We start from the raw sequence: 18,863 nt of genomic DNA on the forward strand, positions 1-18,863 counted from the left end.
AGTGGCCCTGCTGTCACGGAAACCGCAGTTCATGACTGCTGACCCGGCTGTGCTGACGCGGCACCATGGACACGAACCAGTTGTCGGATCAGGACCCGATCCCCAGGAACGCGCGGCCGTTGGCTTCGAGCGTCGCGGCATCGATGCCGCCCGCCAGCACGAAGCCCGCGGGGTCCGGCTGCGCCATGTCGAAGGGGTAGTCGCTGCCGCACAGGATTCGATCCGGCGCGGCGTGGGCGCGCAGCAACCGCAGCGCCTCGGGATCATGCGTGATCGTGTCGAAGTACAGCCGCGCGAACGACTCGGCCGGCGGGCGGCTGCTCCCCCGGCGCACGTCCGCCCGTGATCGCCAGCCGTGTTCCCAACGGCCGATCAGCGACGGCGCGCAGCCGCCGCCGTGGACGAAACAGATCCGCAGGTCGGGCAGGTCCTCCAGGACGCCGTCCAGCAGCACCGATGCCACGGCGGTGGTGCTCTCCACCGGGTTGCCGATCAGGTTGACCAGATAGTGCTCCGCCCACTCAGGCCGCGGCAGCTGCATCGGGTGGACCAGCACGGCGAGATCCAACTCCGCTGCGACGGCCAGCACTTCGCGCATGACGCCGGAGCCGTAGGAGCGACCGTCGGCGAGCGGCGGGACGGCCACGCCCGCGACGCCGTCCAACGCCGCCAGGTGCGTCAACTGCCGTCGGGCGGCACCCACATCGTCGAGCCGCACCAACCCCAGTCCGACGAGCGTGCCGTCGGTGGTCGACACCGCCTGTGCCAACTGTTCGTTGTAGGCGGTGATGTAGTCGTCCGCCTGCGCCGGCGCGTGCACCGGGAAGGCGAACGGCGGCGCCGAGATGACCCGGCAGCCGAGACCGGCTCGCACGGTGTCGGCGACGATGGTGCCGATGTCCGTCATCGCCGCCGTCGGAAGCGACAGCGGACGATCGCCCAGAAACAGCTCGCCGTCGCGGTCGTTCATCCCGCCCAGCGGGGAGCCGGGCGGCAGGGCGAGCAGGTCGCGTGGCAGCCAGTGCGCGTGGACGTCGATGATCCCCGCGCGGATCTCACCTGTTGACGCCATCTCGATCTCCCTGCTGCTCGCGCGCGGCCCGCAGGATGGCGCGACGGATGGGTTCGTAGCCGGTGCACCGGCAGATGTTGGAGCCGACCAGACCGTCGACGCGCTCCGGGTCGTCGCCGATGTTCGGATCGGCCTCCAGCGCCCCGGCCGCCACCATGAGGAAGCCCGGGGTGCAGAAGCCGCACTGCAGGGCGTGTTCGGCGGAGAACGCCCGCTGCAGCGGGTGCGGTTCACCGTCGGGCGCGGCGAGCCCCTCCACGGTGCGCACCGAGCTGCCGTCGCACTGCACGGCGAACATCAGGCACGCGCGGACCGCCTCGCCGTCCACCAGCACCGTGCACGCCCCGCAGATGCCGTGCTCGCAGCCCAGGTGGGTGCCGGTCAGCCCGCAGTCCTCGCGCAGCACGTCGGCGAGGATGCGGCGCGGCTCCACGTCGAGCGGATACGCCGCACCGTTCACCGTGAGGGTGATCTTCACTGCTGGTCTCCCTTGAGCTGGGCGGCGCGCGACCGCTGGTCGTTCGCCGCCTGGCAGAGCGTCCTGCCGACCAGGACCGCGATGGCCTGCCGCTTGTACTCGACGTCGGCGTACGGCTCCGCCAGGGGCGCGGCATCCCGCGCCGCCGCGATCCGGCCCGCGTGGGCGAACGGATGGTCCTCGGGCGGCCGGTAGCCGTCCACGGGCGGCCCGAGCTCCTTGCCGATCAGCGCCTGCTCGGCGGCGCGGGCCCGCAGCGGCCGGTCGGCGCAGTTCACCAGGCCGATCCGCGCCTCGCAGATCACCCCGTCGCGCACGGTCAGCGCGGCGGCGACGGCCACCTGGGCGAAGCAGAAGTGCGTGCGCCGGTGCTCGATGAAGCCGACCCCGGTGTCGTCGCCGAGCAACGGGAACCGTACGGCGGTGATGAGTTCCTCCGGTCGGCGCGCGGTCCGGTACGGACCGTGGAACCAGTCGCGAGCCGCGACCACCCGCCTGCCCGCCGGGCCCTGCACCTCGATGTCGGCATCCAGCGCGGTGCCGATCGCACACCACTCCGAGGCGGGGTGCGCCCAGGCGAAGCTGCCCACCATCGTGCCGCGGGAACGGATCGGCGGATGCGCGATGTTGACCACGGCGCGTGCGAAGAGCGTGCCGAGCGGGCCCGGCACGGCCCGCGCCGACTCGAAGACGCCATGGCGGACCAGCGCGCCCACCCGCAGCGTGTCGCCGTCCACGCTCAAACGGTCGAGCCCGGCGATGCGGTTGATGTCCACCACCAGCTCGGGGCGGATGCGTTGCAGGTGCATCTCGAGGATCAGGCTCTGCCCACCGGCGAGCACCTGGACCTTGCGCCCGGTGTCGCCGAGCGCCGCAACGGCCTCGGGCACCGTGCGCGGCACGACATAGTCGAAAGCGGCGGGCTTCACCGGACCTCCTGAAGTTTCGGGGCGCGGGCCGCCCGCCAGACCACGTCCGGGGTGAGCGGCATCTGCAACAGGTCGGGGTCGGCGATCCGCAGCGCGTCGGCCACCGCGTTGACGATCGCGGCCGGCGTGCCGATGCACCCCGACTCGCCCGCGCCCTTCGCGCCCAGCGGCGTGCTCGGGCTCGGCGTGCAGGTGTCCTTCACCTCGATGGGCGGGACCTCGGTGAACGTCGGCAGCAGGTAGTCCAGCAGGCCCGAGGCCAGCATCGGCACGCCGTCCTCGTCGTACGTCATCCCCTCGTACAGCGCCTGGCCGATGCCCTGCACGGCCGACCCGAAGGCCTGCCCGCGCACGAGCACGGGGTTGAGCACCACGCCGCAGTCGTCCACGGTCACCACCCGCAGCAGCCGCACCGTGCCCAACTCCGGATCGACCTCGGCCACCACCGCGTGGGAGCCGAACGGAAAGGCCATCCCCGACTCGAACCGGTCGGCCACCCGCAACGGCCCGGTGACCTTCACTAGTTCCGCCACCTCGATGGCTGCCGAGCCGCTCTCGGCGGCATGCACAAGGCCGTTGGACCACGCCACCTCGTCCACCGGCAACTCCCACAGCCGCGCGGCCCGCTCCCGTGCCTCGTCGACCAGCCGCCGTGCGACGTGCTGTAGCAACGCGCCGACCACCTGGGCGGAGCGGCTGGCGAACGAACCCAGGCCCTCGGGCTGCTCGTCGGTGTCCCCCTCGACCAGCCGGACCCGCTCCTCGGCGACCCCCAGCGTCCTGGCGACCAGCGCGGCGAAGACCGTCTCGTGCCCCTGCCCGCTGGGCGCCGCACCGCACCGAGCGGTGATCGTGCCGTCCTCGCCGACCTCGACGCTGCCGAACTCGTGCAGTCCGCCTGCCTCGCCGCCGGAGCGTTCCACGTAGCAGGACAGGCCGATGCCCAGCGGCAGGGCGGCCGGATCGGTGCGGCGCCGGGCCTGCTCGGCCCGCCACTTGTCGTACCCCAGGGTCTCCAACGCCAGGTCCAGCGCGGCGACGTAGTTCCCGCTGTCGTAGCACCGACCGGTGGGCGTCCGGTACGGGAAGCTCTCGGGTGGGATGAAGTTGCGCCGCCGCAACTCCGCCGGATCGAGCCGGAGCTGACGTGCCATCACATCCATCGCCCGCTCCAGCGCGATCGTCGCTTCCGGCCGGCCCGCACCGCGATAGGGGTACGTCATCATCGTGTTGGTCAGCACCGAGCGGACGGTCGCATGCACCTGAGGCGTGGTGTACGGGCCCGTCGCCAGCCAGGCGGTCTGCATCGGCAGCCCCGCCCCGAGGTGCGGATAGGCGCCCACGTCGGCGTCGATCTTCAACTCGTAGCCGAGCAACCGCCCTTCGGCGTCGGCCGCGAGCCGCACCCGCTGGTCCTGGCCCCGTCCCCGGGTCGCGACCAGCATGGATTCCAGCCGGTCCTCGATCCACCGCACGGGGCGACCCAGCTTCACCGCCAGGAACGCGACCACGACGAACTCCGGGAACGCCGCGCTCTTCGACCCGAACGCCCCGCCGGTGTCCGGCACCACCACGCGCACCCGGTCCTCCGACCACCCCAGCAGCGCCGCCAGTTCACGACGCAGCCGATGCGGCATCTGGTGCCCCGACCACACCGTCAGCCGGTCCCCCTCGGGCACGGCGAGGATCGTGCGGCACTCCATCGGTGTGGGCATGAGCAGTTGCTGGCGGTACCGGCCCTCCACCACGGCCGCCGCCTCGCGCCACACCGACTCCTCGACCGGCTTCCCGGCCTCGCCTTGGAACGCGATGTTGCTCAACCCGTCGAACAGCCGCACCGAATCGTCCACCGCGGCGGACGGCTTCACCATCGCGGGCAGCGGATCGACCTGGCAGGAGACCTCGGCCGCCCCGTCCTCGGCCCGGTAGCGGTCCTCCCCCAGCACCACCGCCAGCGCCTCGCCCGCGTACCGCACCCGGTCCTTCACCAGCGCCGGCCACTCCCGACCGGCCACGGCCTCCTCCGTGGAGAGCCTGGCGAGCAACGTGTACGGAACCGCGGGCAGTTCCGCCAGGTCCGCGGCGGACCAGGCCCCCACCACACCGGGCACCGCACGCGCGGCGGCGCAGTCCACCTCACGTAAAGTGCCGTGGCCCACCCTGCTTCTGACGAACACCGCGTCCAGACAACCCGGCACCGCGATATCGGCGACGAAGCGGCCCCGCCCGGTGAGCAGCCGCCTGTCCTCGCGCCTGGTCCATTGCTCCACGACTCCACCTCTGCGCCTCGTGATTGTTTGCGGGGAGTGACCGTGAACTCGCCACGCGCACACTGAGAGTGCTCGAACGAATTCAATGTATGGGCCGCCCGCGTCGTGACCAGAGCGACGAGTACTCCTGTGCGCTCCGAGGACAGGCCTGGTGCACTGCCCGGCGCGAATCACCCGCGCAGGACAGAGCCGGTGCGTGCAGAGGAAAGCCGCAGCCCGACGCCGACCTAGTTTGGTGCCCGCCAAGATCAACGAACCGTGCAGCCAACGCTGTTCGGCCCGAACGACAGGACCGGCACCATGCCCTTCATCACGGTCGGCGAAGAGAACTCCAGCAGCATCGACCTGTACTACGAGGACCACGGCACCGGCCGGCCCGTGGTGCTGATCCACGGCTGGCCGCTGAACGGGGCGTCCTGGGAGAAGCAGGTGGCCGCGCTGCTGGCCGCCGGCAACCGGGTGATCAGCTACGACCGCCGCGGCTTCGGCGCCTCCGACAAGCCGGCGTTCGGCTACGACTACGACACCTTCGCGGCCGACCTCGAGGCCGTGCTGACCCACCTCGACCTGCGGGACGTGGTCCTGGTGGGCTTCTCGATGGGCACCGGCGAGGTCACCCGCTACCTCGGCGCCTACGGCTCCGCGCGCGTCGCCAAGGCGGTGATGCTCGGCGTGGTGCCGCCGTTCCTGCTGCGCACCGACGACAACCCCGACGGCGTGGACGGCATCGTCTTCGAGGAGATCCAGGGCGCCATCCGCGCCGACCGCCCCGCCTTCATCGCGGACTTCCTCGCCGACTTCTACAACGTCGACGTGCTCGGCGGCGACCGGGTCAGCGACCAGGTGGTCCAGTACAGCTGGAACGTCGGCGTCTCGGCCTCCGCCAAGGCCACCCTGGACTGCGTCCCGGCCTGGCTCACCGACTTCCGCGCGGACCTGCCGAGGATCGACGTCCCCGTGCTGATCATCCACGGTGACGCGGACCGCACGCTGCCGCTGCGCTCGACCGCGATTCCGCTCTCCCAGCGCATCGCCGGCGCCCGGCTGGTGGTGCTGGAGGGCGCCCCGCACGGTCTCATCTGGACGCACGCCGAGGAGGTCAACAAGGAACTGCTCGCGTTCATCTCCGCATGACCGCACCGGTCTCCTGGAGGAAGTCGGCGGTGGCCTCCCACAGTTCGCGCTGGACCTGCTCGTCGTGTCCCGCCCGCGGGCAGGCCAGCGGCTCGGCGCCCTTGGCGCCGTAGAACCCACCGCTGCTCGCGGCGAACGCGGGATCGGTCGCCAACCGCACGATGGTGTCGGCGCCGTGCTGCGGGTCGCCGACACCACCTCGCGGTGGGCCACCACCTGCGCAAGGAGGTCGACGACACCATGACAGCGGGCGGCCTCTCCCTGGCCCGCACCAAAGTCCTGGAAGTCCTCGCCCGCCGCAACCCCCTGCAGCAGTCGGCACTGGCCGAAGCACTCGGCCACGCTCCCCGCTCCGTCACCCAATCCGTCGAGGCCCTGGAGCCCGAGGGACTCGTCGAGCGGACCACCTCCCCCGAGGACCGGCGCTCCAAGCTCGTCACCCTCACCCCCCAAGGTGCCGCCGCCCTCGCCGCCGGCACCACGGCGGGCGAGCACCTGCTGCGCCAGATCTTCGGCTCCCTGCCCGGCGCCGAACTGGCCCAGCTCGACAGACTGCTCGCCGCCGTCGCCACCGCCATGCCGACCGCAACGGGAACGCCGGAGAGCCACGGCAGCTGAGCCAGCCGTCCGCACCGCGTCGGCGAGCCGTGCCGGTCAGCCCGTGGTGGTGGCGTAGCGGGCCAGGAACATGCGGACAGCTGCGGTGATGTAGCGGTCGATGGTGGCCGAGTCGGGCGTCGCGCCGAGTTGGAGCATGGCCTGGTCGGGGACGAGAACCATGCTGTGGGCGTAGAGGGTGACGGTGACCTGGGGATCGTCGAGGCGCAGGAGGCCGCGGTCGGCGAGGCGGCCGAAGGCGCGCAGCAGGTACTGCTGGAGGCGTTCGGGGCCGCGTTCGTTCCAGGTCTGGGCGAGGTGGGGGAAGTTGGTCGACTCGCCGATGACGAGTCGGCGCAGGGCCAGGACGTGGGGCTGGAGCATGACGGTGGCCCAGGTGGTGCCGAGGCGGGTGAGGTCGGCTTCGAGGTCGTCGGATTCGCCGAGAGCCGTCTCCTCGACCTGGTCGGCGAGGGTGCCGAGGACCTGGTCGAGGACGTCCTGGACGACGGCGCGGAAGAGTCCTTCCTTGCCGCCGAAGTGGTTGTAGAGCGTCTGGCGGGACACGCCCGCCTCGGCGAGGATCGCGTCGACGCTGGTGCCGGCGTAGCCGTGGCGCAGGAAGACGCGCATGGCGGCCTGGCGGATCGCGTCCTGCTTGGCGTTGCGCCGCCCTGCAGTGGGTGGGGTGGGGGATGCTGGCATCGGCGCTCCTGCTCTTGGCGTGCGGACATCCGCCACGCAATAGATCACCCAGTCTAACAACATTCATCATGGCTGCTCAGTGCTAGCCTCTAGATTAGATCGTCTAGTCTACTTTGGAGTTGGTCATGGCAGTTCGAGGAGCCGACACCGTGCTGCGGGCCGCAGCAGTCCACACCCTGGTCGCCGGGCAGAAGCCGCAGCGGGCCCTCGCGATCGTCGGCGACCGCATCGCCGCCCTGTCACCGGACCCGCACGGCCTGGACGACTGGATCACCGAGCGCACCACCGTCATCGACCAGCCCGGCGCCACCGTGCTGCCCGCCTTCGACGACACCCACACCCACCTGATCCTGGCCGGCCACAGCGCCCACGACGTCCCCGTCCACCAGGCCCACACCATCGCCGAGTTCCTCGACCTGATCCGGCAGCGGGCCGCGACCACGCCCGAGGGCCAGTGGATCCGCACCACCACCAACTGGCAGGAACTCAACCTCGCCGAGCGCCGGATGCCCACCGCCGCCGAACTCGACCAGGCCAGCGACCGGCACCCGATCCTGGTCAAGCGCGGCGGCCACAACGACGTCGTCAACACCCTCGCCCTGAAGCTCGCGGGCATCACCGAGGACACTCCCACGCCGCCCGGCGGCGTCATCGGCCGCGACGAACACGGACAGCTCAACGGCCGCCTGATCGACAACGCGATGAGCCTGGTCGAGCGCCTCCTCCCGCCGCCGGACCTGACCACCCGCGTCGACGGCCTGCGCCGCGCCTCCCTCGACTACGCCGCCACCGGCATCGGCACCGTCCGCGACTGCATGGTCCCGCTGCCCGACCTCGCCGTCCTGCAAGCCGCCCAGCGCGACGGCGCCCTCAACGTCCGGATGCGCGCCCTGGTCTCCGCGATCGGCATGACCGACCCCGCCCAGATCGAGGACCTCCTCGACGGCATGCAGGACTGGCGCTACACCGCCGACCCGCTGCTGCGCGTCTGGGGCGTCAAGTTCGTCCTCGACGGCGGCCTGGAAGCCGGCGCCACCGAAGAGCCCTACTGCGACCACGGCGACTTCTACGGCACCCTCACCTGGGAACCCGACGCCCTCGTGCGCTCCGTCGAGGCCGTGGTCCGGCGCGGCTGGCGGGTCGGCACCCACGCCTACGGCGACCGCGGCGTGCGCACCCTGCTCGACGCCTACCAGCAGGTCCTGGAACGCAACCCCGGCCTACCCGCCAACATGCTCGTGATGGAACACGGCGGCCTCGCCGACGACAAGCAGCGCGCCCGCGCCATCGCACTCGGCATCCCGGTCACCATCCAGCAGCCGCTGCTGCACGACACCGCCGAGGTCGAGGACGGCTTCTGGGGACGGGAGCGGGTCGACCGCCTCTTCCCCGCCCGCGAATGGCTCGACCAGGGCGCCCTGGTGACCGGCGGCTCCGACTACCCCGTCGGCGCGTACGGGGCGATGCGCTCGGTGTGGGGCATGACGACCCGTCAGACCGTCACCGGCGTCCGCGGACCCGAGCACGCCATCACCCGCGCCGAGGCCCTCGCCCTGCACACCGTCAACGCCGCCCGCCTCACCGGCGAGAGCCACCTGCGCGGCACCCTCACCCCCGGCCGCCTCGCCGACCTCACCCTGTGGCCCACCGACCCCACCACCTGCCACACCGACCAGTTGCGCGACCTCGACCCGACCCACACCCTCGTCGGCGGCCGAACCGTCCACGCCCCGACGCGCTGAACACCCGCCCGCCCGGTCGGCGGGCGAGCACGCGGCCCACCGAGTTCAGGACCCCGGGGGCGGCGTCCGCCACTGCGCCATCTGCTCCCGGAACTTCGGGCACCCGACGATGTCCTCCTCACCGCAGTGCAGGGCGTGGGTGAGGAGTTGGTGCGCGTGGTCGAGATCGACCACGCGCTGCTCGATCTCGGCGATCTTGGCCTGGATCATCGCCTGCCTGCGCGGCTGGTCCTGTTGCAGTTCGCCGATCTCGACCAGCGTCAGTCCGGCCTGCTGGCACTTGCGCAGCAGCACGATCCGTTCAGCGGCCTCCGGTGGATAGCGCCGCTGCCCGCCCTGCCGTTCGGGCACGGGCAGCAGGCCGTGGCGCTCCCAGAACCGGATCGCGGACGCGGGCACCCCGGTCGCCTCGGCGAGCCGGCCGATCGTCATCGCGCACACCCTGTTCCGCCCTCTCCTCGCCTAGCCTTGACTTGAACCTTAGTTCAAGTTGAAGAGTGGTCGGCACGTGGACGGCGGCGAACGAGCGGCCGCTGGCAACAGACTTCGAGGTACCGGGATGACAGACACACATACGGCGAACGAGCAGGCCCAGCAGCTCGTCGCAGCCGCCGGGCAACTTTTCACGGCAGGGGTGATGTCCCACTCCGGACACGCCAACCTGAGCGCCAGGCTCGACGGCGAACGCTTCCTGCTGACACCGGGGTTCGTCTGCGGCCTGCGGCCCGAGCAGCTGGCGACCGTCGGTCTCGACGGGCGGGTCCTCGCGGGAGAACTGCGGTCCGTCAGCGCCGAGATCATCGCCATGCACAGCGCCGTCTACCGCGCCCGCCCTCAGGTGGGGGCGATCATCCACACCCACTCCCCCGCCGCGACGGCCTTCGCCGTGGCGCACAGGGCGTTGCCGTGCCGCACCGAACCGATGCTGCGCTTCGGACAGGCCGAGGACGTCCCGGTGGTTCCCTGGGGACCCCGCGGGTCGGACGTATCGGTCCGCGGCATCGCCGAGGTCCTGGAACGACGGCCCACGACGGCCGCGGTCCTGCTGGCCAACCACGGCCTGCTGGTGTTCGGCCCCGACTCGGCGGCCACCGCCCACCTCCTGGTGGCGATCGAGGAGAGCGCCGAGGCGGAGCTCGCCGCGGTGGCCATCGGCGGCGCCGTGGACTTCCCCGACGGAGCTCTGGAGGCTGTGCGGGCCTCGATCGCACGGGTCTCGTCATGACGGACGACGCCCTCGCCCGACGTGCCGAGGCCGTACGGGACCGCTACCGCGCCACCCTCGGAGCCGTTCCCAGTGGTGTCGAGGACCGGCTGCGCCTGGCCCGGGACTTCGGGCGGCTGCCTACCGAAGAGGCCGTCGCGGCACTGCGGCACATCGTGCTGACCGACAGTCCGCTGGGCGGGCGGGTGCAGCAACTGGTCCACTTCGGCCAACTGCTGGCCCTCGGCCGGGCACATCCCGCCCGGATCCACGCCCAGGGCGCACTCCATGCCGGCGCCGGCATCGCCGACCTCATCGGGGTCGCCGAGACCGCGCTGATCACCGCGGGCGTGCCCGCCTACGCGCTCGGTACCGAGATCATCGCCGAACTCCTGCCGGAGTAGCGGTAGCTGGTGCGGCAGCCGCCCCATCGCGCCGGGCGCCGCGAGTTTGCTCGCGGCGCCCGGCGCTTCGCTCACCTGGCGGTCGCGGAGGGCGACGGGCTCGGGGAGCTCGTCGGCGCGGCGGCCGTGGGCGAGGGGGACTCGCAGCTCGGCGTGGGGGTGCCGGAGGGCGCCGGGGAGCCCGGGGTCGCGGACGCGGAGGGCGTCGGGGTCGGGGTCGCGGAAGGCGACGGCGAGGCGGTGGGCGAGGTCGAGGTCGACGGGCTCGGCGAAGCGGACGCGCCGGCCGTCGGGGACGGGCAGGCGGTCGGCGTCGGGCTCGGGGTAGCCGTCGGCGAGGCGGTGGGGGTGGGCGACGGCTTCGCACTCGGCGACGGCGAGGCGGTGGCGGTCGGGGTGGGCGACGGCTTCGCGCTCGGCGACGGCGAGGCGGTGGCAGTGGCAGTGGCAGTGGCGGTGGCGCTGGGGGTGGCACTTGGGGTGGTCGTGGGCGAAGCGGTGGCGGACGGCTGCGCCGTGGGTGCGGCCGTGGCCGGCGGCGCGGTGGTGGGCACCGCGACCGGGCCGGGTACCGGGGACGACCCGGGCGTACCGGACGACCCGGAGGCGGTCGACACGGCGGCCACCGGCCCGGGCCCGGCCGACAGGTCCGGCACGGTCGAGGCGCCCGTCCGGTAGTAGGCCATCCAACTCTTGACCGTGTTGAGGTAGTCGGTGGAGTTGTTGTAGCCGAGGACCGCCCGGTCGAGCTGGGCCGGCACCGACAGGTCACGACCGTCCGCGCAGAGGTAGCGGCCGGCAGCCATGGCCGCGTCCCAGACGTTGTTGGGGTCGGCCTTCCCGTCGCCGTTGCCGTCGGCGCCCCACTCCGCCCAGGTGGAGGGGAGGAACTGCATCGGACCGACGGCCCGAGCCCAGGAACCGCTGCCGTCGTAGGTGCCGCCGACGGCGTTCGGGATCGCGGCGAAGCCGTTGGTCCCGTCCAGCGCCGGACCGAGGATCGGCGTGTACGTCGTGCCGGCGGCGTCGACCCGGCCGCCATCGGCCTGGCCGGACTCCACCTGGCCGATGCCGGCCAGCAGTTGCCACGGCAGGTGGCAGCCGGGGTCGGTGCGCGCGAGGGATGCTTCGGCGTTGCGGTAGGCGGCGAAGACCGTGGCCGGCAGCCGGGGTCCGTCCACGGACAGCGACATCGCAGGCGATACCGGTCCGGCGCTCGGCGTCCCGGTCGGCGTCCCGGTCGGCGTCCCGCTCGGTGCCGCGAAGGGCGATCCGGCCACCGTGGCCGGCGGCTGCGGCAGGGGCCGGGGGCCACCGCCGTCCAGCGGCGGCTGACCGGCCGTCGTCGCCCCGCCCGCGGCGGTCGCGGGCGCACCGAACGCCACCGGTGAAGCGAAGGTCAGGGGTGCGGACGGCGCCGCCGCGCCAGCGAGGGCGACGAACACCCCGGCTGTCTGGAACAGCATGCGTTTCCGTATCCACCCGGCCACGTGAACTCCTTCCGACGGTGCTGCGGTCAGTCATTGGACGAACCGACCGCCCATCAGGTTCCACTCGGGTCCCACAGTTCGGTCTCGACCGTCGACAGCCGGTCGGCCTCAGCATCAGACCATGCCGAGGTGACGCGGGTTCACGGGGGGCCCGAGGAAAGGCCCATGCCGGGCGGCTCGGCTCGCTGGACGGTCTCGGTGAGACAGTCGCCGGTACCGGAGCTGGTCAGCCGGCGGGCGGCGCAGGTCCGGGTCGGGCCGGCCGTCCGAGACACCCGTCCCCGCTGTGACCCGGTGCCGGGTCGATGGGCCGCTCATCCCTCCGGGTGCACTGGGCAGGCCGTGGGCGGCCGGTGGCCGCGAGGATGGGAAGCATTGTGCTCGTCTGCCGCATCGGCGGGTCGGTGATGTCCTGGTGGGAGCCGTCACCGTCCGTGCCTGCGTCCCGCGTGAAAGGCAGAGGTATGACCGAGACCGACTCGGACGGGGCCAGGAGCAGCCGGCGCTCGGAGCGCCGCGATCCGGATTCCGGGATCGCCGACCTGCGGCGCATCGGGGCGAACCCGGATTTCTGGTACCCGGTCGCGCTGTCCGGAAGCGTGCGCAGCAGGCGGGTGTTCGCGGCCACGTTCGCCGGTGAGCGGATCGCGCTCTACCGCGGCGCGAGCGGTGCCGTCTACGCGTTGGAGGACCGGTGTGCGCACCGTCAGGTGCCGCTGAGCATGGGCGTCGTGGAGGGTGAGGCGCTGCGCTGCTGCTATCACGCGTGGGCCTATCGTGGCGACGGCCGCATCTCGCAGATTCCGTACCTCTCCAAGGGTGACGGCCGGCCGCCACGCGGCGTGCGGGGCTATCCGGTCCGCGAGGCGTACGGTCTGGTGTTCGTCTTCCCGGGTGACCCGGAGAAGGCGGCGGTCACCGCGCTGCCGGAGCTGCCGGCCTTCGATTCACCGGCATACAAGACCATGACCTTCTCCCGGACCGTGCGCTGCCACTACTCGTTCATGCACGAGAACCTGCTCGACATGAACCACCAGTTCCTGCACCGGGGCGTCGTCGGCAAGCTCCGTCCCGAGCTGCTGGGCTACCGGACCGATGCGCGGTCGGTGGAGGCCAGGTACCTGTTCACCCACGCCGGAGGGAAGCGGAACCGCGGCGCCGGTCTGCTGGCCGGCGAGGGCCTCGGTGGCCGCGACTCCAGCGACGTCATGACCATCCGTACCGAGTACCCGTACCAGACCCTCGACCTGGTCCCGGAGAACGCCGAACGTCCGGCCTTCCGCCTCTGGGTCGCGTACGTCCCCGAGGACGCCGCGCAGCGCACCTGCCACGCCTACGGCCTGCTCATGATCGAGAAGCCCGGAATTCCCGGTGTTCTCCAACTCGCCTGGCCGTTGATCAGGCGCTTCACCGAGCGCGTGTTCGCCGAGGACCGGATGGCCGTCGAAGCCGAGCAACGGGCGTGGGACGAGCAGGGCGAGGACCGCAACCACGAGGTCTTCCCCCTGATCCTGGACGTCCGCGAGGTGCTGCGCACCAACGGCGTCCCGCTCCACCCCCAGACCGCCGCGTGCCCTACCGCCCCGCTGTGCCACGGCCCGACGCCGGCGGCACCCGGCGCCGGAACGTGACTGCGGGAGGCGATCCGGCCGGTCAGGACCGGTAGCGGGAGTGGGCTATGTGCCAGACGTACGAGGACGCGATGGACTGCAGGGCCCGGGCGTGCTCGCCCAGCGCACCCTCGCCATCGCCGGTGCCGGTCAGGTCGGTGATCAGAGCGCCGGCCCTGGCCGCCTCGTCCTCGCACATCCGGGAGGCCAGGCGGAAGGCCTCGCCGAGGTCGCAGTCGTGCGCCCGCATCAGGAGGGTGGGCAGGCTCAGGGGGGCCGGGCCGCCCTGGGCCGCCTCCTTGCGGTAGGAGGCGAGATCGTTGATCCAGCCGGCGAGGTCGGCGACGGCGGACTCCAGCTCTCGCAGTGCCGCCGAACTGCGCTGGGCTTCGGTCAGTTCGTAGTCGAGCGTGACCTCGGCGGCTGCCATGACGGTGCGCACGAAGACGGTGTGCGGGCGCATCGCGCGGTAGTCGGACAGGCTCACGAGCTCGGGGTGGTCGAGGTGCTGGGCCTCCCAGAGCATGCCGAAGAGGTTGTCCCGCAGGTGGGCGGTGAGCCGCAGGTACTGGGTGACCGTGGCCCGCTGCCGTAGGCGGTCCAGGAGGTTGCGCAGGGCAGCGCCGAACACGCTGGTCTCGCCGGGAGGTTCGGCGTGGCCGGCGAGCAGGTGGACGCACTCGGCGATCCTGCGGACCAGGGCGGCCGGGTCACGGGCTCCGGTGGCCTCGCCGTACGCGTCGTCGAAGGCGGTCAGCCACAGCAGAAGGTCGGCGCAGAGGAAGAGGCCGTCCTGGTCCGCCGTCGGGAAGGTGCGGGCGATGCCGTGTCCGGTGATGTTGCACAACACCTCGCGGGCGCGCGGCGAGCTGATCAGCGGGAATTCGCCGAGCCACTGGAGAGCCTGCTGCTCGATGGCGTGCGCGTGCGGGCTGATGGCGAAGGGCCCCGGGAAGGAGCGGCCGAGGTCGGGCATCGGCAGCGGACGCAGGGCCGGGTGGCCGGTGTCGGTCATGCCGTCACCCTGGCGGGGGCGTGCTGCCTGGTCTCGGCCACCATCTGGAGCGACGAGGGGTGCACGGTGATCTCGCCGACCGGGCGGACGGCGTTCTGGTGGGCCGGCCGCAGCCGCCAACGGGAGGCGATGAGCGCCGTGATGATGGTCGCCTCGGTCCGCGAGAACGCGTCGCCGATGCACATGCGCTTCCCGGAGCCGAAGGGGATGAAGGCGCCCTTCGGCGGCTGGGGGCGCTCCGGCAGCCAGCGGTCGGGGTCGAACCGCTCAGGGTCCGGGTAGAGGTCGGGGTCCCGGTGCAGCGCGTACGGACTCCACACCAGGTCCGCCCCCGCCGGCAGTTCGTACGGGCCCAGGCTCATGGCCGAGACGGCCTGCCGGGTCACCAGCCACGCGGGGCTGTACAGGCGCAGCGTCTCGCTGACGAGCCGGCTGGTGAAGGTGAGCCGCGGAACGTGCTCGACGGTGATCCGGTCGCCGCCGAGCACGGCGTCGACCTCCTCGTGCAGCCGCTGCTCCAACTCGGGGTTGCGGCCGAGCTCGTAGAAGAGCCACGCGAGGACGACCGCGGTGGTCTCGGAGCCCGCGGCGAGCAGCCCGGTGACCTCCGAGAGGATCTCGTCGTCGGTGAGCGCCTGCCCGTTCCCGTCCCCGACGGAGAGCAGCAGCGAGACGATGTCGTCGTAGGCGTCGGGGTTCGCCCGGTGGTCCTCGATGATCTCCGCGACCTTGGTGCGCAGGAGGTCGCCGGCGTCCTTGACCCGCCGGTTGCGCCGGGTGGGCAGCCGCTCGAGCAGGGGCACGGGCAGCAGCGCGCGCCGCAGGGCGACCATGAAGACCAGGTCGACGCTGTCGAGGATCTCGCGCGCGGCGCTGCTGCGCGGGTTCGAGGAGAAGAGCACCGACAGGATGACGCCCTGGGTCATCAGCTGCATCTCGGTCTTCAGATCGAGCTCGGTCCCGTCGTGCCAGCCCGCGATGGACGGTTCCACCGTGTCCCGCATGGTGTCGACGTAGCCGCTGATCTTCTCCCGGTGGAAGGCGGGCTGCATCTGGCGCCTGCGCTGCAGGTGCGGCTTGCCCTCGGCGACCGGCAGGGCGTCCTTCCCGAAGAGCTTGAGCTTCTCGAAGAGCAGCCCCTTGGAGAACTGGTCGGCCTTGGCGGTGAGCATCTCCTGGATCAGCTCGGGCGAGTTGACCACGGTCACCGACTTCGGGCCGATGGTGATGCGGACGATGGGCCCGTACGCGCGCAGGCGCTGGATGAACGCCAGACGGTCCCTGATCAGCGGTACGGCGTGGCCGACGAGCGGCAGTCGCCCCGGTGCGGTCGGCGGGTGCCGGAGGTCGGCGGTCACGTGTGTGCTCCTTGCAGGTCGGATCCGTACGAGTGGTCCGCGCGGGCCGTCCGCTGACCGGCCGAGCCGTGCCGGGTGCGCAGCAGCTCCCGCGCCGCGAGCACCTCCGCCTCGATCATCGCGCCCGGTGCGTACAGGGTCTTGTCGTGCCAGAGGGCGGGGTGCCGGTGGCCGGGGGCCGTTGCGTCCAGGTAGGCCTCGGCGCGGTCCAGGGCGCTCTCCTGCCGCGCCGGGCGCGAGGGTCCGGAAGCGGCCAGCAGGATCTTCGCGGCATAGGCGGTCTCCTCGGCGGTGCCGCCCCACACGCCCCAGGAACCGTCGTCGCGCTGGGTGTCCAGCGTCCAGGCGGCGGCCGCGTCGACGGCCGCGGTCGCGCCCTCGCCGCCGTACCGGGCGAGCGCGGTCACGCACCGTTCGGTGGCGTAGTACGGGGAGGCGTGCCACTTGTCGGGCCAGTGCCCCTCGGGCTGCTGCGCGTCGACCAGCCAGGCGGCCAGCTGCTGGATCCGGGGCCCGTAGGTGTGCTGCTCCTCGGGACACTGCTCCAGGTAGCCGCCGATCGCCTGCAGCGCGTGGGCGTTGGCGGTGACCGACCCGGTGTCCTCGCCGATGTAGCAGTCGTAGTGGCTGCCGTTGTGGAACAGCGCGAGCGGCGCGGGGTCCTGCGGCCGGCCCACGAGCGCGGCCACCAGCACGGCCATGGCCGTGTCGTCGGCGTCCACCATGAGGCCGGGCGCGCCGCGGACCCCGGCGGGATCGTAGATCCGCTCGACCCACCCGCGGATGGTCGGCAGCGTGGCGGCGGGCAGTCCGGCGCGGGCCAGCGCGGCGGCCACCCAGAGGCGTTCGAAGACCAGGATCGGAGCCGCTTCGGGGAAGAGGCCGTCGTAGCGCTGCGCCACGGCGCCGAGCTCGGCGGCCGCCCGCGCGGTGGCGGCGGCGGTGGGCGAGGCGGCGGCCAGCGCGGCGGTGGCGGCCGGTGAACTGCCCAGCAGCCCCTGCGCCTCGGGTATCAGCACCGGCGCCAGGTGCGCGGCTATGCCCTCGAACGTGTGGTGGAACTTGACGGGAAGTCGACCGGCCGCCTCGTAGCGCTGCGCCACGTACCCGGGCGCCGCCTCGTGGTAGCCGCCCGGGACCGCGAGCCGCGGCCCGGCCTGCCAGGGCCCGAGACCCGCGAGTCCCTCGGTGGCAGCCAGGTCCAGCTGCTCGTTGATCCTGCTGACCAGGCTGGGGACGAGCAGTTCGGCCGCGGCCGTGTCCGGCCACGGGCCTGCCGAGGGCAGCAGCCGCAGGGCGGCGATCCCCTTCTCCACCGCCGCCCTGAGCCGGGCACCGAGCTGGTCGGATCCGGCGCCGCGCAGCAGGACCGCCAGCGCGGCCTCCACCGCGCTGAGCGTCGGCAGCAGCCGGTACGGCTCCGGCCCCTCGCCCCAACTGCCGTCGGGCGCCTGCGCCTGGAGCAGGTAGTCGAGCCTGCGCGGTTCCCCGGGCAGCCAGGGCGCGGCCGAGATGACCCGGGCCGTCTCGTACAGGGACGGGCGGACACTGCCCCAGCCGTCCTGGTCGACCCGGGCCACCAGACGGGTGGCCTGCTCGGCGTAGGCCGTGCTCGTCTGCTCGGTACTCATGTGCGCGGCACCCATCGAAACGCCCTCTCCTCTCACGGCTGTGACACCTGCTCCCTGACGGTCCGTCACATCTGCCTCGTGGTCGCGGCCTGGGCGAGCCGGCGCAGACCGGCGGAGACGGCCTCCGGGAAGGGGGCCTGGTCCAGGGCGGTGAGGGCGGCGTCGTAGCGAGTGGTGATCATGCGCTCCACGGCCTGCCGAGCGCCGGTGGACTCGAGGACTTCGCGGACCTCGGCGGCCTGTTCGTCGTTCAGATCGCTTCGGCCGACCAGGCTTCGCAGGGTGCTCAGTTGGGCGGCGGAGGCCCGTTGGACGGCGAGCGCCATCAGCACGGTGGCCTTGCCCTCGCGCAGGTCGTCCACTATCGCCTTGCCCGTCTCGGCGGGATCGCCGAACACCCCGAGCAGGTCGTCGCGCAGCTGGAACGCTTCTCCCAGCGGGATACCGAAGGCGGTGCACGCGTCGAGGACCGGAGCGCCGGCCCCGGCCAGGGCGGCTCCGATGTGCAGGGGCCGTTCGATGGTGTACTTGGCGGTCTTGTACCGGATCACGTGCAGTGGCGTGTCGATGTCCGCGGAGAGCCGGCCGGTGGTCTGCAGGTCGAGGAGCTGGCCGTACATGACCTCGCTGCGCATGTCGTGGACCAGGGGCAGCACTTGGGCCAGGCGGTCCGGGTCGAGGCCCGCCGTGTGCAGGAGTTCACCGGACCACACCAGGGCCAGGTCGCCCAGCAGGATGGCCGCGCCCAGCCCGTACGCCTGGGCCCGGTCCCGCGGACCGCCGTCGGCGCTGTAGGCGGCGGCGAGCGCACGGTGCGCCGACGGCGTCCCGCGACGGATGTCGCTGTTGTCCATCACGTCGTCGTGGACCAGGGCGAAGGCCTGGAAGAGTTCGAGGCTGGCGGCCGCGCGGACGACGGCCGTCGCGTCGCCGGTTGCTCCGGCGGCATGCCAACCGTAGAGGCAGAGCACGGATCTCAGTCGTTTTCCGCCGGAGAGGAGCTTGCGGAGGGTGCTGGTGAGGTGGATCACCTCGATGCCCGGCGGGTTCCTGTCCTTGGCGTGCAGGAAGCCGGTGAGGGCCGCACCGACCTGGTCCCGCAGTGAGACGAGGTCGGGCAGCGCGGTCTCTGGCAGCGTGTCCGTCATTGGATCCTGGGTTCCCTTTCGGTCGGTGGCCGTGCTGGGGGTTTCCGCCTGGACAACGGTGGCTTCGGCCCGGACA

The 18,863-nt window shown here is 72.3% G+C and carries 18 protein-coding genes; 6 read left to right on the forward strand and 12 right to left on the reverse strand.

Annotation, left to right across the window (positions count from 1 at the left end; all coding sequences use genetic code 11):
- Positions 1-88 precede the first annotated feature (88 nt).
- Genes P3T41_RS15685 through P3T41_RS15700 form a run of 4 tightly spaced genes read right to left on the reverse strand, consistent with a single transcriptional unit; the run spans position 89 to position 4,749 of the window.
- On the reverse strand, positions 89-1,072 hold the full coding sequence (locus P3T41_RS15685; RefSeq protein WP_280690458.1) for an amidohydrolase family protein: 984 nt from the start codon (positions 1,070-1,072) through the stop codon (positions 89-91).
- On the reverse strand, positions 1,056-1,550 hold the full coding sequence (locus P3T41_RS15690) for a 2Fe-2S iron-sulfur cluster-binding protein (protein WP_280690459.1): 495 nt from the start codon (positions 1,548-1,550) through the stop codon (positions 1,056-1,058). Before P3T41_RS15690 ends, P3T41_RS15685 begins: the two co-directional genes overlap by 17 nt.
- Positions 1,547-2,479 (reverse strand): FAD binding domain-containing protein, encoded by a 933-nt coding sequence (locus P3T41_RS15695; RefSeq protein ID WP_280690460.1) that lies wholly within the window; start codon positions 2,477-2,479, stop codon positions 1,547-1,549. The genes P3T41_RS15690 and P3T41_RS15695 overlap by 4 nt, the downstream gene beginning before the upstream one ends.
- On the reverse strand, positions 2,476-4,749 hold the full coding sequence (locus P3T41_RS15700; RefSeq protein ID WP_280690461.1) for a xanthine dehydrogenase family protein molybdopterin-binding subunit: 2,274 nt from the start codon (positions 4,747-4,749) through the stop codon (positions 2,476-2,478). The genes P3T41_RS15695 and P3T41_RS15700 overlap by 4 nt, the downstream gene beginning before the upstream one ends.
- A 300-nt stretch (positions 4,750-5,049) precedes the next feature.
- On the opposite strand from P3T41_RS15700, the gene P3T41_RS15705 reads away from it, so the two are divergent.
- Complete coding sequence (locus P3T41_RS15705; protein ID WP_280690462.1) at positions 5,050-5,883, forward strand: alpha/beta hydrolase; 834 nt, start codon at positions 5,050-5,052, stop codon at positions 5,881-5,883.
- Here P3T41_RS15705 and P3T41_RS15710 read toward each other — a convergent pair.
- Positions 5,870-6,037, reverse strand: a complete 168-nt coding sequence (locus P3T41_RS15710; protein ID WP_280690463.1) for a hypothetical protein — start codon at positions 6,035-6,037, stop codon at positions 5,870-5,872. The genes P3T41_RS15705 and P3T41_RS15710 overlap by 14 nt on opposite strands.
- A gap of 50 nt (positions 6,038-6,087) precedes the next feature.
- On the opposite strand from P3T41_RS15710, the gene P3T41_RS15715 reads away from it, so the two are divergent.
- Positions 6,088-6,501, forward strand: a complete 414-nt coding sequence (locus P3T41_RS15715) for a MarR family winged helix-turn-helix transcriptional regulator (RefSeq protein WP_280690464.1) — start codon at positions 6,088-6,090, stop codon at positions 6,499-6,501.
- Between the two features lie 36 nt (positions 6,502-6,537).
- Here the strand turns inward: P3T41_RS15715 and P3T41_RS15720 are convergent, their stop codons facing one another.
- A complete protein-coding gene (locus tag P3T41_RS15720) occupies positions 6,538-7,185 on the reverse strand; it encodes a TetR/AcrR family transcriptional regulator (RefSeq protein ID WP_280690465.1) in 648 nt (215 codons plus the stop codon).
- Between the two features lie 125 nt (positions 7,186-7,310).
- Here P3T41_RS15720 and P3T41_RS15725 point away from each other — a divergent pair, with 125 nt between their 5' ends.
- Positions 7,311-8,927 carry an amidohydrolase gene (locus P3T41_RS15725; protein ID WP_280690466.1) on the forward strand — a complete coding sequence of 539 codons (1,617 nt, stop codon included), beginning with the start codon at positions 7,311-7,313 and terminating at the stop codon, positions 8,925-8,927.
- 45 nt (positions 8,928-8,972) lie between these two features.
- Here the strand turns inward: P3T41_RS15725 and P3T41_RS15730 are convergent, their stop codons facing one another.
- Positions 8,973-9,359 (reverse strand): MerR family transcriptional regulator, encoded by a 387-nt coding sequence (locus P3T41_RS15730; protein ID WP_280690467.1) that lies wholly within the window; start codon positions 9,357-9,359, stop codon positions 8,973-8,975.
- A 127-nt stretch (positions 9,360-9,486) separates the two neighbouring features.
- Between P3T41_RS15730 and P3T41_RS15735 the strand changes: the two genes are divergently transcribed.
- Together P3T41_RS15735 and P3T41_RS15740 are read left to right on the forward strand one after the other, a co-directional pair.
- Positions 9,487-10,152, forward strand: a complete 666-nt coding sequence (locus tag P3T41_RS15735) for a class II aldolase/adducin family protein (protein WP_280690468.1) — start codon at positions 9,487-9,489, stop codon at positions 10,150-10,152.
- Positions 10,149-10,535: a carboxymuconolactone decarboxylase family protein gene (locus P3T41_RS15740; RefSeq protein WP_280690469.1), complete on the forward strand. Its 387-nt coding sequence runs from the start codon at positions 10,149-10,151 to the stop codon at positions 10,533-10,535. Before P3T41_RS15735 ends, P3T41_RS15740 begins: the two co-directional genes overlap by 4 nt.
- Positions 10,536-10,606: 71 nt before the next feature.
- On the opposite strand, the gene P3T41_RS15745 is transcribed toward P3T41_RS15740, so the two are convergent.
- A complete protein-coding gene (locus tag P3T41_RS15745) occupies positions 10,607-12,001 on the reverse strand; it encodes a lytic transglycosylase domain-containing protein (protein ID WP_280690470.1) in 1,395 nt (464 codons plus the stop codon).
- A gap of 488 nt (positions 12,002-12,489) precedes the next feature.
- On the opposite strand from P3T41_RS15745, the gene P3T41_RS15750 reads away from it, so the two are divergent.
- Positions 12,490-13,656: an aromatic ring-hydroxylating dioxygenase subunit alpha gene (locus P3T41_RS15750; RefSeq protein ID WP_280690471.1), complete on the forward strand. Its 1,167-nt coding sequence runs from the start codon at positions 12,490-12,492 to the stop codon at positions 13,654-13,656.
- Between the two features lie 22 nt (positions 13,657-13,678).
- Here the strand turns inward: P3T41_RS15750 and P3T41_RS15755 are convergent, their stop codons facing one another.
- The 4 genes from P3T41_RS15755 to P3T41_RS15770 all read right to left on the reverse strand — a co-directional run bounded on the left by P3T41_RS15755 (position 13,679) and on the right by P3T41_RS15770 (position 18,787).
- Positions 13,679-14,650, reverse strand: coding sequence for a terpene synthase family protein (locus tag P3T41_RS15755; protein ID WP_280690472.1), 972 nt, complete (start codon positions 14,648-14,650; stop codon positions 13,679-13,681).
- The gene (locus P3T41_RS15760) at positions 14,647-16,008 is read right to left on the reverse strand and encodes a cytochrome P450 (RefSeq protein WP_280690473.1); all 1,362 of its coding nucleotides are present in this window, start codon (positions 16,006-16,008) and stop codon (positions 14,647-14,649) included. Before P3T41_RS15760 ends, P3T41_RS15755 begins: the two co-directional genes overlap by 4 nt.
- The gene (locus P3T41_RS15765; RefSeq protein ID WP_280690474.1) at positions 16,005-17,639 is read right to left on the reverse strand and encodes a prenyltransferase/squalene oxidase repeat-containing protein; all 1,635 of its coding nucleotides are present in this window, start codon (positions 17,637-17,639) and stop codon (positions 16,005-16,007) included. Before P3T41_RS15765 ends, P3T41_RS15760 begins: the two co-directional genes overlap by 4 nt.
- 65 nt (positions 17,640-17,704) lie before the next feature.
- Positions 17,705-18,787: a polyprenyl synthetase family protein gene (locus P3T41_RS15770; protein WP_280690475.1), complete on the reverse strand. Its 1,083-nt coding sequence runs from the start codon at positions 18,785-18,787 to the stop codon at positions 17,705-17,707.
- Positions 18,788-18,863: the final 76 nt, after the last annotated feature.

Origin of the sequence: Kitasatospora sp. GAS204B (assembly GCF_029892155.1) — a bacterium.
In the GTDB taxonomy this organism is placed as follows: Bacteria; Actinomycetota; Actinomycetes; order Streptomycetales; family Streptomycetaceae; genus Kitasatospora.